Genomic DNA, 13277 nt, shown 5'->3' with positions numbered 1-13277 from the left:
CTCCCGCAGGCGGGAGGGGTCGGGGGAGGGCAAGACGCCTCGCAGAGACCGTCGCGGCCGATCAACACTAGAAACAACCCGATGATCTTCCCCCCCACCACCTGCTCCCGCCTGATCGTCAAGGTCGGCTCCGCCCTCCTCGTCACGCCTGAGGGCGAAGTGCGTCGCGACTGGCTGACCGGCCTCGTAGCCGACATCGCCGCGCGAGTGAGCGCCGGGCAGCAGATCGCGATCGTCTCCTCCGGCGCGATCGCACTGGGCGCGCGTCGCCTGGGCCTGCCCAAGGGGGGCCGTGCGAGCCTGGAGGACGCGCAGGCCGCCGCCGCCACCGGCCAGATCGCGCTCAGCCAGGCCTGGGCGGAACTGCTGCATTCCGAAAACCTCACCGCCGCGCAGATGCTGGTGACGCTCGACGATCTGGAGGATCGCCGCCGTTACCTGAACGCCGCCGCGACGCTGAACCGCCTGCTGGGTCTGGGCGTGGTGCCGGTCATCAACGAGAATGACAGCGTCGCCACCGAGGAAATCCGCTTCGGCGACAACGACCGGCTCGCCGCGCGCGTGGGACAGGCGGCGGGCGCGAACGGCGTGCTGCTGCTCTCCGATGTGGATGGCCTTTACGACAGCAACCCGCACACCAACCCGGAGGCGCGCCATATCGAGCGGGTCGAGCGGATCGACGCGGTCCACGGCATGGCCGATGGCGGCTCCGCTTCGGGCATGGGATCGGGCGGCATGGTGTCGAAGATCGCCGCCGCCCGCATCGCGGTGAGCGCGGGCGCGCATCTCGCCATCGCATCGGGGCGCATCGACCATCCGCTGTCCACGCCTGCCCGCCATACCATCTTCGTCGCCGAAAAGAGCGCGCCCGCCCGCAAGGCATGGCTGGCAGGCGGGCTGACCGCGCGCGGCGCGATCACGGTCGATGCAGGCGCGGCCAAGGCGCTGGCCGAGGGCAACAGCCTGCTCGCGGCGGGCGCGACCGCCGTCCAGGGGCATTTCGCACGCGGCGATCTCGTCACCGTCGAGGGGCCGAACGGCACCATCGCGCGGGGCCTCAGCGAATATGATTCGACCGAGGCGCGCGCGCTGGTCGGCACGCGTTCGGACCAGCAGGCCGATATATTGGGCCATGCGCCGCGCGCCGCACTGATCCATCGCAACCATCTGGCCCTGCTATGATCGTCGCGGTGACGGGAGCGACCGGATTCGTCGGTCGCGCGGTGGTGGAGCGTGCCGCCGGGTCGGGCCTGTGCTTGCGCGCGCTGACCCGCCGGGCCCAGCCTTCGCGCGCCGGGCTGACCTGGATCGCAGGCGCGCTCGACAAGCCCGAGAGTCTCGCCACGCTGGTCGAGGGCGCCGATGCCGTGCTGCACATTGCAGGCGTGGTGAACGCACCCGATCGCGAAGGCTTTGTCGCGGGTAATATCGACGGCACCCGCGCAATGGTCGAGGCGGCGAAGGCGGCGGGCATCCGGCGCTTCGTCCATGTCTCGTCGCTGTCGGCGCGAGAGCCCGACCTGTCCGTCTATGGCTGGTCCAAGCGCCAGGCCGAGGATGTGGTGACGGACAGCGGCCTCGACTGGACCATCGTCCGGCCGAGCGGCATCTACGGCCCGCACGATACCGAATGGCTCGACGTGTTCCGCACCGCGAAGCTCGGCCTCGCCTTCATGCCGCCGCCGGGCAAGCTGTCGCTGATCGCGGTCGAGGATTTCGCGCGCCTGCTGACCACGCTGGTCGCCACCGATGGCCCGCGCGCCGTGCTGGAGGTCGATGACGGGCAGGTCCTGACCCATGCCGAACTCGCCCAGGCCATGGGTGCGGCGGTCGGGCGGCGGGTGATGACGCTGCATCTGCCCAAGGGACTGCTGAGCCTGGGGGCGAAGATCGATCGAAAGCTGCGCGGGCCGGGCGCCAAGCTGACCGCCGACCGGGTCGGCTATCTCTGCCACCCCGACTGGACCGCCGACCCTGCCCTGCGTCCCGACCCGGCGCTGTGGGAACCCGTCATACCGCTCGCCAAGGGGCTGGCGGATACGGCACGGTGGTATCGCGCCAACGGCTTGCTATAGCAGCGAACAGAGAGGCGGTCGAAAAGCCGCCGCATTTGGGTGCCACTGGGCGCCCGACTGAAAGGATCATCATGAGCGACCGCCAAGCCATTTTCGACACCGTCGCGGCCCAGATCGCGCCCTTCAACAAGAAGGGCGTGGCGCTGACCGAGGCGACGACCTTCCAGGGCGACCTGGAGTGGGACAGCCTGACCGTGATGGATTTCGTCGCCGCGATCGAGGACGAGTTCGACATCATCATCACGATGAACATGCAGGCCGAGATCGAGAATGTCGGCCAGCTGGTCGACGCGATCGAAAAGCTGAAGCAAGCCTGATCGCCTTCAAACGGACACCGACATGACCGAAGCCGCTGCCCAGCCCCACGCCCTTCCGCCCCAAAGCTTTTCTGGCGACGCGCCCGAAATCGCGCCTGAGCGCGACCTGCTTTCCAAGTTCGACGGCCTGATCGCCGAGCGGCAGGCGCTGCTCGACTCGGGCGTCACCGATCCCTTCGCGATCGTGATGGAACAGGTGAAGTCGCCGACCGAGGCGGTGATCCGCGGCAAGGATACGATCCTGCTCGGCACCTATAATTATATGGGCATGACCTTCGACGCCGACGTCATCGCGGCGGGCAAGGACGCGCTGGAGAAGTTCGGCTCGGGCACCAACGGCAGCCGGATGCTCAACGGCACCTTCCACGACCATATGGAAGTCGAACAGGCGCTGCGCGACTTCTATGGCATGACCGGCGCGATCGTCTTTTCGACCGGGTACATGGCGAACCTGGGCATCATCTCGACGCTGGCGGGCAAGGGGGAGTATGTCATCCTCGACGCCGACAGTCATGCGTCCATCTATGACGGCTGCCAGCAGGGCAATGCCGAGATCGTCCGCTTCCGCCACAATTCGGTCGAGGACCTCGACAAGCGGCTCGGTCGCCTGCCGAAGGAGCCTGCCAAGCTGGTCGTGCTGGAGGGCGTCTATTCGATGCTGGGCGACATCGCCCCGCTGAAGGAGATGGTCGCCGTTGCAAAGAAGCACGGCGCGATGGTGCTGGTCGACGAAGCGCATTCGATGGGCTTTTTCGGCCCCAACGGGCGCGGCGTGTACGAGGCGCAGGGGCTGGAAGGTCAGGTCGACTTCGTCGTCGGCACCTTCTCCAAGTCGGTGGGCACGGTCGGCGGCTTCGTCGTGTCCAACCATCCGAAGTTCGAGGCGGTCCGCCTGGCCTGCCGCCCCTACATCTTCACCGCCTCGCTGCCGCCCTCGGTGGTCGCGACCGCGACGACCTCGATCCGCAAGCTGATGACCGCGCACGAAAAGCGTGAGCGGCTGTGGTCGAATGCGCGCGCGCTGCATGGCGGGCTCAAGGACATGGGCTTCCGCCTGGGCACGGAGAATTGCGACAGCGCCATCGTCGCGGTCATCCTGGACGACCAGGAACAGGCCGTCATCATGTGGCAGGCGCTGCTCGACGGCGGGCTGTATGTGAACATGGCGCGGCCGCCTGCGACCCCGGCGGGCACCTATCTGCTGCGCTGCTCGATCTGCGCCGAGCACACGCCCGAGCAGATCCAGACGGTGCTGGGCATGTTCCGCGCCGCGGGACAGGCGGTCGGCGTTCTATCCTGATCCCATGGCCGGGCCGAGCGCAAAGTCGGCCCGGCTTTGCAATATCCGACCGTCGAGGATAGCGTCGCGCCCGTGATGGATCAGGACGAGCTTGGCGGAGGAGGCCGGTGGCGGACCTTTGCGCTGATCGCCATGGCGGTGGCAGGCGCGGTGACGCTGGCCATGCTCGTCATCACGTTGGGCCACGCCAATCGCGAGCGCGACCGCGCGCTGGAGCGGCAAAGCCACAGCTATGACGTGATGATCGCCGCCCGCACGCTGGCGGGCACCATCGCCCGGTCCGAAGCGTCGCTGGGTCGCTACGTCATCTCTGGCGACCGCAAGCTGGGCCAGCTCTATCAGGATGATTGGACGACGGCGGGGATGCAGCTCAACCGGCTGGACCGGATGATCGAGGACCAGCGGCAACAACGCCTGATGGACCAGCTCCGTCAGGCTTACGGCGCGCGCGGCCGTGAATTGTCGACGATCGCGCTGTCGACCACCTATCACCTCAACCGTCAGGCCTATGGTCTCTATTACCAGGCCCGCCAGGCCGAGGCGCTGCTGAAGATCAACGATCTGCTCGCCCGGCTGACCGATGGCGAGCGGGTGCTCCTGCAACAGCGGTCCGAAGCCGCCGAGGAGACGATCCAGCACTCCAACCGGATCGCGGGCGGGTTGGTGGTATTCGGCATCGTGCTGGTGCTGGGCGGCATTGCCCTGGCCTGGATCATCGTCGGCGCGGTCAGCGAGCGGGCCAAGGCCCATGCCGAAGCGCGCGCCGAACGCGCCCGGGCCGAGGAACTGGCCAGCGCGGTCGAGGTCGCCACCGAAGAACTGAAGGTTCAGGAAGCCAAGCTGCGCCAAGCGCAGAAGATGGACGCACTGGGTCAGCTGACCGGCGGGATCGCGCATGATTTCAACAACATGCTCGCGGTCGTGCTGGGCGGACTGGAACTCGCGCGTCGAAGCAGGTCAGCGGACGATATGGCGCGCCATCTGGAAAGCGCGACCGAAGGCGCCCACCGCGCCGCCGCGCTGACCCGCCGCCTGCTCATGTTCAGCCGCGAAGAGGCGCTGGCCCCCGAAACGCTCGTGCCGCGTCGCCTGGTCGAAGGGATGCGCGACCTGCTCGACCGGACGCTGGGCGACGGGGTGAAGGTGACGATCCAGGACTGGACGACCGGATGGACGCTGTTCGGCGATCGTACCCAGATGGAAAATGCGATCCTGAACCTGGCGGTCAATGCCCGCGACGCGATGGACGGGCGCGGCGAGCTGACCATCCGCACCGCCGAGATGAAGATGGGGCCCCACGCCCTGCCGCGCGGCGAGGCGGGCGATTATGTCGTGCTGTCGGTCGCCGATACCGGCGAGGGCATGACGCCCGAGGTCATCGAACGCGTGTTCGAGCCCTTCTTCACCACCAAGCCCGCGGGCAAGGGCACCGGGCTGGGGCTCAGCCAGATTTTCGGGCTGGTCGGCCAGATGGGCGGCGACGTGACCATCCAGAGCGCCCCGGGCAAGGGCACGACGGTCAATCTCTATCTGCCCCGCCACTCGGCTCCCGCCCCGGCCCTGCCGGTCGAGTCCGCCCCGGTCGTGTCCGAGGCGGGGGCGGAGGCGAACGACGCGCTTCGCATCCTCCTGGTCGAAGACGATCCCCGCGTGCTGGCCGCGACGATGAGCGCGCTGCGGGAACTGGGCCATGACCCGATCCCCTGCAACGACCCGCGCGAAGCGGAAGGGCTGCTGGCGCGGCATCCGGGCATAAGGCTGATCGTGTCCGACGTGCTGATGCCGCATCTGACCGGTCCCGAACTGATCGCCACGATCCGCCCGAGCCATCCCGATCTGGCGGTGCTATTCGTCACCGGCTTTGCGGGCGAGGCGCAGGCGACGGGGTTCGAGGGGCATGAGGTGCTGCGCAAGCCGTTCACGCTGGCCGGGCTGGAACGGGCGGTGGCGGCGGCGTTGAAGCGGGCGGACGGGCTGGTCTGCGCGGCGGCGTGAGGGTTTCGGGGCGTGGCCTTTGACTTCGCTCAGGCTGAACGGTCTTTGCTATCAAGCCCCGTATCTCAACCTCCGTTCAGCCTGAGCAAAGTCGAAGGCCAAGGGAAACACCCCAAAAACGAAGGGGGTGACGCGCCCTGCCCGCCCCCGTATAGCCATGGCCGTTTTATCGCGCGAGTGATGCCCCCCGCATGAAATCTATCGATCGCTACATGGCCCGGTTGATCGCGTTGCCGCTGTTCGCGACGCTGCTCATCTCGGCGATGCTGCTGGTGCTCGATCGCATCCGCCGCCTGTTCGAATTCGTCGCGACCGAAGGCGGGCCGATCAGCGTGGTGTGGCGGATGCTCGCCAACCTGCTGCCCGAATATCTGGGGCTGGGCATTCCGATCGGGCTGATGCTGGGCATCCTGCTCGCCTTCCGTCGCCTTGCCACCTCGTCCGAACTGGACGTGATGCGCGGCGTGGGCATGAGCTATACCCGGCTGCTGCGCGTACCGTATATGTATGCGATCGTGCTGGCCGCGCTCAACCTGGCGATCGTCGGCTATATCCAGCCGGTCGCGCGCTATTATTATGAGGGGCTGCGCTACGAACTGCGCACCGGTGCGCTGGGCGCGTCGATCAAGGTCGGCGAATTCACCCATCTGGGCGACCGCATGACCCTGCGTATCGAGGAAAGCCGCGAGAATGGCCGCGATCTGTCGGGCATCTTCGTTCACGCCAACACGTCCAAGGGCGACTGGATCGGGGTGACGGCGGCGCGCGGGCGCTTCCTGGCGACCGACGATCCCAACGTCATCATCTTCCGCCTGACGAACGGCACGCTGATCCACAACCGGCCCGAGTTCAAGGCGCCGCGCGTGCTGACCTTCTCCAGCCACGACCTGCCGATCGACCTGCCCAAATTCGACAATTTCCGCCAGCGCGGCGGCCGCGACCTGGAGTTCACCCTGCCCGAGCTGGCCCGTCACGGGCAGGAGGCGCAGAGTGCCGAGGCCCGCGCGGGCAGCCGGTCCGAATTCCATTTCCGCGTGGTCGAGGTGGTGACGATGTTCCTGCTGCCGCTGCTCGCGGTATCGCTGGGCATCCCGCCGAAGCGATCGACCTCGGCACTCGGCGTCTTCCTGTCGATCGTGATGCTCGTCACCTATTTCAAGGTGAACCAATATGCCGCCGATATCGGTGCGCTGGGGCGGGTGAACCCGATCCTGGCGCTATGGGGGCCATTTGCGGTGTTCGCCGGGCTGGTCCTGTGGATGTATTATGTCACCGCCTATGTGCCCGGCGGCCAGCCGATCGGCGCGCTGGAGCGCGGGGTGGCCAAGCTGGCCAAGGCGATCGGTCGCTGGATACCCGGGCGCCGCCGTAAGAAGGCTTATACGGCATGAGCCTGTCCAACATTTTCCCGTCGAAGACGATCGCCATCTACATGGCGAAGATGTTCCTGATCCGCACCTTCGCCATCCTGTTCGCGGTGGCGCTGGTGCTCCAGACGCTCGACGTGCTGAGCGAGTCCGGGGCGGTGCTGGCCGCGCCGGGTAACGGACAGGCGCAGGTGTGGCGTTACGTGTCGCTCCGCCTGCCGCAGATCGTGTCCTTCCTCCTGCCCTTCTCGGTGCTGCTCGGCACGATCCTGACCTTCTTCACGATGAACCAGAATTCGGAGGTCATCGCGCTGAAGGCGGCGGGCATGTCGGCGCATCAGGTGCTCGCCCCCCTGCTGATCGCCAGCGCGGGCGTGGCGGCGGTCAGCTTCGCCTTTAACGACCGCATCGTGCCGCGCGCCAGCGCCACGCTGTCCGCCTGGCAGAAGGTGCAGTACGGTCCGCTGCCCATCGACAGCGGCGACCGGGCCAATGTCTGGGTGCGCGACGGCGACGACCTGATTTCGGTCGATCTGATCCAGGGCCGCGGGCCCAAGACCCAGCTGGGCGGCGTGACGCTGTACGACCGTGCGGGCGGCAGCCTTCAGGCGATCGTTCGGGCTCCGCGTGGTATCCGCTCGGGCGACGGCTGGCAGATCGGCCCGGCGACGCGCTTCGAGGTGAAGTCGGGCAAGCTGACCAATTATCCCGCGCTGATCGTCGGGCGCGGCGTCACGCCCGAACAGCTGACCCTGGCTAGCGTGAGCGCGGACAATCTGTCCTTCGGCGCGCTGTCGAGCGCGATCACCGACCTGCAGGAAGCAGGACGGCCGACCAAGTCGCTGGAGGGCTCGCTCTGGCACAAGCTGTCCGCACCGATGTCGGCGATGCTGATGCCGCTGCTGGGCGCGGTCGCGGCGTTCGGCATCGCGCGATCGGGCAAGCTGTTCGTCCGTGCCGTGATCGGCATGGCGCTGGGCTTTGCCTATTTCGTCGCGGACAATTTCTCGATGGCGATGGGCGACCTCGGGGCCTATCCGCCCTTCCTCGCGGCCTGGGCGCCGATCCTGCTGTTCTTCCTGATCGGGGAAGCGGTACTGTTCCGGACGGAGGAGTGAGGTGTTAACCTTCGCTCTTATATGTCCGCATCTACCCACCTCCGTTCAGCCTGAGCGCAGTCGAAGGCCAAGGGAAGACGCCGGCCAAGCCGCAATACCAGCCCATGCACTTCGACTTCGCTCAGTGCGAACGGGGGGTACGGGATTGCAGGAGAACAGAGGAACGCTGCCGGGGGTATCACTTCCCCCGGCGAACGGTGCTTAGGCCGATCTTCGCCACGAGCCCCGGCAGCCCCTTGTAGCTCGCCTTGTGATAGGGCGAATCCGGGGTCAGCGCCGCGCTGATCCGGCGGTGTGCCTCACCCAGCGCATGATAGGGCAGCGACGGCAACAGGTGATGCAGCGCGTGATAGCGCAGGCCCACCGGCGCCCACAGCCCCGGCAGCAGCGCGGGCGGCGGCACATTGACCGAGTCCAGATACTGCGCGGTCACGGTCATCTGCTCGCCCTCATTCTCCCAGAGATGTGCGACCAGCGTGCGCACCTGGTTCAGCACGGCGACGGCCGAGCCGATCGCGAAACCGATCGCGAAGCCGCGCACCGGAATCACACCCGTAGCGACCATCGCCACCAGCGCGATCGCCCAGAGCGAGGCCGCCGCATCGGTGCGGTTGAAGCGGACCAGCGCCTCGCCCTCGGGCATGCGGCGGCGGAACTGCGGGTTGATCGCCAGCGCGGAGTACCGCTCGACCACGACCTTGCGCAGGCCGGGGATGACCCAGGACAGGGGCGACAGGATGGCGAAGCGGATCAGCAGCCCCAGCGGCGCCAGTGCCGACACCAGGACGAACACCGGCAGCGTCCATGGCTTCATCAGCGCCAGCGGCAGATATTCGGGATCGTCCGCCGTGCCATAACGCGTCTTGGCGTGGTGCAGGTTGTGAACCCCCTCATACATGAAGGCGGGCGTCAGCAGCGGTACGCCGACCAGCGCGTTCCAGCCCTCGCGGAAACGCGGCAGCGCCGAATGCTTCATATGGCTGACTTCGTGGATGAACAGCAGCGCGCGATAGAGCGCCAGCACCGCCACGACCGAAGCGACGACGATCACGCCCGTCGACGATGCCGTGACCGCCACGGCCAGCGCCGCGTAACCGACCAGCGCGCTACCCACCATGTCGCCCCAGTACAGGCCGGGACGCGGTGCGATCAGGTCGCGGGTCAGCTCGGCCGCGGCGCGCAGCATCGCCTTGTCGTCCGCAATCGGGACACGCACGGAAGGGGCCGCTGGGACGGCCTGCGCACTCCGTTCAAAAGAAAGCGTCGATTCCATAGCTCTATCCTTTGCCCCCACATAGTGGCGACACGGTGGCATTCCCACGTCCAGCGATGACGGAATCCTCACTCGCTATGATCGACGAGGCCGTTTAGGAACGATGGTAAAAATCATTGCCGGACCGCATCCCATGACCGTTTCCATCCGCCCCATCTCTTCCAAGTCGGATCGCAAGGCGTTCGTCGACTTCCCCTTCCGCCTCTACGCCGACGATCCCCACTGGGTTCCGCCGCTGAAGGGTGAGGCGCTGGGCCTCATCACGCCGGAGAAGAATGGCTGGTACAGCCATGCCAGGGCGCAGCTGTTCCTGGCGGAGGAGAATGGCAAGATCGTCGGGCGCATCTCGGCGCATCTCGACACGCTGGCGCTGGAGATGGAGCCGTCCAAGGGCTTCGGGCCGGGCGTCGGCTTCTGGGGCCTGATGGATGCGGTGAACCAGGACGTGTTCCGGGCGCTGCTGACTGCGGCCGAGGGCTGGCTGCGCGATCAGGGCATGACCCGTGCGATCGGCCCGGTCTCGCAATCGGTCTGGGAAGAGCCGGGCCTCTTGGTCCAGGGGTTCGACCAGGACCCGACGATCATGATGGGCCATGCGCGCCCCGAATATCAGGGCTGGATCGAGGCGGCCGGTTACGGCGTCGTCAAGCAGCTCTTCACCTATGAGCTGGACATCACGCAGGAGTTTCCGCCGATCGTCCAGCGAATCATCAAGTCGGGCGAGAAGAACGAACGCATTCGCGTGCGCGAGGTGAACAAGGCCAGGTTCGAGGAAGAGGCCGCGATCATCCTGAGCATCCTGAACGATGCCTGGTCGGACAATTGGGGCTTCATCCCGCTCACCCCGCCCGAGATCAAGGATGTCGGCGTCAAGCTGAAGCCGATCGTGTTCAACGACCTGATCCGCATCGCCGAGCTGGACGGCAAGCCGGTCGCGTTCATGATCACCCTCCCCGACCTGAACGAGGCGATCAAGCCGCTAAAGGGCAGCCTGCTCCCCTTCGGCTGGGCCAAGCTGCTGCTGTGGCTGCGCGCGCCCAAGGTACGGACGATGCGCGTGCCGCTGATGGGCGTGGTCAAGGAGCTTCAGGCCTCGCGCATGGCGGGCCAGCTCGCCTTCATGATGATCGAATATATCCGCCAGGCCTCGGTCACCAAATATGGTGCGTCGCGCGGCGAGATCGGCTGGGTCCTCGACGACAATCAGGGGATGCGTTCGATCGCCGAAACCATCAAGAGCGACATCAACAAGATCTATAACGTCTATTCGCGCGATCTGGTCTGATCGCGCCGGGTGGGGCCGTCCTCGGAAAGGCGGCCCCTTTCCCGTGCTTCACTTGGTGCGGCCGAGATAGTTCAGCGGTTCGACCCCGCGCCACAGCCATTGCTTGCGCGTCATGCAGACCTTGCCGCGCATGATATGGTCTTCCTCGACATTCAGGAAACAATAGCGGGTCGGCTTGGCGGCGGCCGAGGGCGCGGTCGGCAGGGCTGCGGTTTCGACGGCGGCGGCGGCGGCTGGCCTCGCGGCTTCCTCGCGCGGCGACGGGGTGGACAGGGCAGCGACGGCGGCGAACAGGGCGAACATCATGATGGGTCTCCGCTTCTGGGGGATCAGCGACGCGCGATGCGGCCAGTGGGGATCTGACCGTCCATCGCGATCCAGTCGTCGGCGGTGCGGCAGACCTTGATCGGCAGGTGCGAGCCGGTGATCTGCGCGACGACGCAGTAGCGCGTGGCCTTGGACGGCATGACCGAGGGCTGCGCGTCGCTCGTCGCCACGGCGACCGTGTTCAGCGTGACGGCGTTCGGCGTGATCGGGGCGGGCTCGACGGCCGGGCGGGCCGGAGCGGCAGACAGGGTCGATGCGATCAGCAGTGTCAGCAACATAGTAGTAACTCCCTTTATGCCGGATCACCCCGGCATGTGAGTTACTGCATTAGTCATGCCATACACATGAATTGCCGTATTACAATGACTTAGCAATTCGTCGAGTGGCGCGTAGTGCCAATGCATGGCAGAAATCGCCAAGCCGATGGCATAATGTGCGATGCGGTACGGTCTGCCGAAAAATGTCGGATTGCCCCATTCCGCCATGATCATAAGGACGGGCCGCCATGACTCACGGCGAATCCAGCCGCAGACTCGCACGACCGAGTCGCAACGCCGAATATACGCAAATCAATGAACTATAGATGGCAGACCGACGTGCATTTCGCAGCACGGGGACAGTTCATGCCAGGTTATTGCCACATGGTGACAGTACCACCACCCTATCTTCTATCCATTATATGCGACATATTCATGCACGGACGATGACAAATTCGTTGCGCTATTGCGAAATTCTCGCAGGCCGCGTTTGATTTGTCGTGAAACTGTCACCGCCTGCTGCAAACAGGGATCGCATCGTCGTTCAACGGGATGCCCCTTTCGATGGCAACGCAGATGAGTACCGCCAGCGTCACCAAGGCCTATGATCGCTGGTCGCCTGTCTATGATCTGGTCTTCGGCCCCGTCTTCAAGAAAGGCCGCTCCGCCGCCATCGTTGCCGCCGAACGCATCGGCGGCCGCATCATCGAGGTGGGGGTCGGCACCGGCATCTCGCTTCCCCAATATTCGCGGAGCAATCGGATCGTCGGCGTCGATCTCTCCGAGCCGATGCTCGACAAGGCGCGCGAGCGGGTGAAGCGCGGCAACCTCTCCCATGTCGAGCAGATCGCCTATGGCGATGCCGAGGCGCTGCAATTCGCCGACGACAGCTTCGACGTGGTGGTCGCGCAATATGTCATCACCGCGGTGCCCAACCCGGAAAAGGCGCTGGACGAGTTCGCCCGCATCTGTCGCCCCGGCGGCGAGATCGTGATCGCGACGCGCGTGGGCGCCGGCGAGGGCCTGCGCGGCCGGATCGAAAAGACGTTGATGCCGATCACCAGTCGCCTGGGCTTCCGCACCGATTTTCCGTTCGAGCGCTACACCAACTGGGCGGCGACGCGCGGCGATGTGGAGCTGGTCGAAAGCCGCCCCCTGCCCCCGCTCGGCCATTTCTCGCTGGTCCGCTTCGCCAAGCGTCAGCCTTCCCTCCAAGGACATGTCCAATGACGGGTTTTCGCGCGCAGCTCGCCGAACAGCGGTGGGACGATCATCGTTATTATCATCACAGCCTGGTCAATCAGAGCCTGCACTTCGTCAGCGCCTGCACCTTCCTGACCGCCTATGTCCTGCTGTTCATCGACCCGGCGGTGGCCAGCCTGCTCGCCTGGGGCGTGGCGATGACCAGCCGCCAGGCCGGACATTTCTTCTTCGAGCCCAAGGGCTATGACCATGTGAACAAGGCGACGCATGAGCATAAGGAAGAGATCAAGGTCGGCTATAACCTGGCCCGCAAATATGTGCTGATGGGCATCTGGGGCGCGATCCCGCTCGTGCTGCTGGTCCAGCCGACGCTGTTCGGCACCCTGGAATATCCGGACGGCTTCATGGGCTATCTGCGCCATGTCGGCATCGGCTGGCTGGGCCTGGGCGTCAGCGCGATCTTCGTGCGGGTCATGCAGCTCTGGGTCGCGCGCGATCTGGAAACCGGCCTGGTCTGGGCGACCAAGATCGTCACCGACCCGTTCAACGACTTCAAGATGTACAAGAGCGCCCCGCGCCGCCTGATGAAGGGCGAGCGGATGGATCATCACGATGTCGATGATTTCGAGGATCTGAAGGCGGCGTAACACGCGGCATTCGGTTTGACGGACAGGGCGGCGGTTCGAAAGGACCGTCGTCCATTTTTATGTTCAGAGCTCTCTTCTGGCCGCTCCCCTCCCGCAAGCGGGAGGGGAGCGGC

At 65.9% G+C, this 13277-nt stretch carries 13 protein-coding genes; 10 read left to right on the top strand and 3 right to left on the bottom strand.

What is annotated here, in order from left to right; genetic code table 11:
* The first annotated feature begins 81 nt into the window (after positions 1 to 81).
* From proB to lptG, 7 genes are all read left to right on the top strand, one after another.
* Positions 82 to 1182: a glutamate 5-kinase gene (gene proB, locus NS355_RS17080; RefSeq protein ID WP_058746779.1), complete on the top strand. Its 1101-nt coding sequence runs from the start codon at positions 82 to 84 to the stop codon at positions 1180 to 1182.
* Positions 1179 to 2075, top strand: coding sequence for an NAD-dependent epimerase/dehydratase family protein (locus NS355_RS17075; RefSeq protein ID WP_058746778.1), 897 nt, complete (start codon positions 1179 to 1181; stop codon positions 2073 to 2075). Before proB ends, NS355_RS17075 begins: the two co-directional genes overlap by 4 nt.
* A gap of 71 nt (positions 2076 to 2146) precedes the next feature.
* A complete protein-coding gene (locus NS355_RS17070) occupies positions 2147 to 2392 on the top strand; it encodes an acyl carrier protein (RefSeq protein ID WP_058746777.1) in 246 nt (81 codons plus the stop codon).
* Positions 2393 to 2414: 22 nt separating this feature from the next.
* The gene (gene spt / locus NS355_RS17065) at positions 2415 to 3692 is read left to right on the top strand and encodes a serine palmitoyltransferase (protein WP_058746776.1); all 1278 of its coding nucleotides are present in this window, start codon (positions 2415 to 2417) and stop codon (positions 3690 to 3692) included.
* Positions 3693 to 3767: 75 nt separating this feature from the next.
* Positions 3768 to 5687, top strand: a complete 1920-nt coding sequence (locus tag NS355_RS17060) for an ATP-binding protein (RefSeq protein WP_058746780.1) — start codon at positions 3768 to 3770, stop codon at positions 5685 to 5687.
* 191 nt (positions 5688 to 5878) lie between these two features.
* A complete protein-coding gene (gene lptF, locus NS355_RS17055) occupies positions 5879 to 7078 on the top strand; it encodes an LPS export ABC transporter permease LptF (protein ID WP_172839621.1) in 1200 nt (399 codons plus the stop codon).
* A complete protein-coding gene (gene lptG / locus NS355_RS17050; RefSeq protein ID WP_058746775.1) occupies positions 7075 to 8172 on the top strand; it encodes an LPS export ABC transporter permease LptG in 1098 nt (365 codons plus the stop codon). Before lptF ends, lptG begins: the two co-directional genes overlap by 4 nt.
* 178 nt (positions 8173 to 8350) lie before the next feature.
* Here lptG and NS355_RS17045 read toward each other — a convergent pair whose 3' ends face one another.
* Positions 8351 to 9445, bottom strand: a complete 1095-nt coding sequence (locus NS355_RS17045; protein WP_058746774.1) for a fatty acid desaturase family protein — start codon at positions 9443 to 9445, stop codon at positions 8351 to 8353.
* A gap of 133 nt (positions 9446 to 9578) precedes the next feature.
* Between NS355_RS17045 and NS355_RS17040 the strand changes: the two genes are divergently transcribed.
* Positions 9579 to 10730, top strand: a complete 1152-nt coding sequence (locus NS355_RS17040; RefSeq protein ID WP_058746773.1) for a hypothetical protein — start codon at positions 9579 to 9581, stop codon at positions 10728 to 10730.
* A gap of 48 nt (positions 10731 to 10778) precedes the next feature.
* Here the strand turns inward: NS355_RS17040 and NS355_RS17035 are convergent, their stop codons facing one another.
* Together NS355_RS17035 and NS355_RS17030 are read right to left on the bottom strand one after the other, a co-directional pair.
* Entirely contained in the window at positions 10779 to 11036 is a 258-nt protein-coding gene (locus tag NS355_RS17035; protein ID WP_058746772.1) for a hypothetical protein, read from the bottom strand.
* Positions 11037 to 11059: 23 nt separating this feature from the next.
* The gene (locus NS355_RS17030; RefSeq protein WP_058746771.1) at positions 11060 to 11335 is read right to left on the bottom strand and encodes a hypothetical protein; all 276 of its coding nucleotides are present in this window, start codon (positions 11333 to 11335) and stop codon (positions 11060 to 11062) included.
* 555 nt (positions 11336 to 11890) lie between these two features.
* On the opposite strand from NS355_RS17030, the gene NS355_RS17025 reads away from it, so the two are divergent.
* Together NS355_RS17025 and NS355_RS17020 are read left to right on the top strand one after the other, a co-directional pair.
* Positions 11891 to 12544, top strand: coding sequence for a class I SAM-dependent methyltransferase (locus tag NS355_RS17025; protein ID WP_244489734.1), 654 nt, complete (start codon positions 11891 to 11893; stop codon positions 12542 to 12544).
* On the top strand, positions 12541 to 13164 hold the full coding sequence (locus tag NS355_RS17020; RefSeq protein ID WP_058746769.1) for a hypothetical protein: 624 nt from the start codon (positions 12541 to 12543) through the stop codon (positions 13162 to 13164). Before NS355_RS17025 ends, NS355_RS17020 begins: the two co-directional genes overlap by 4 nt.
* The last annotated feature ends 113 nt before the right edge of the window (positions 13165 to 13277 follow it).

Source organism: Sphingomonas yabuuchiae, assembly GCF_001477495.1.
GTDB classification, from domain to species: domain Bacteria; phylum Pseudomonadota; class Alphaproteobacteria; order Sphingomonadales; family Sphingomonadaceae; genus Sphingomonas; species Sphingomonas yabuuchiae_A.
Note: the sequence above shows the minus strand (reverse complement) of the source record. Positions and strands in the feature narration are given on the sequence as shown.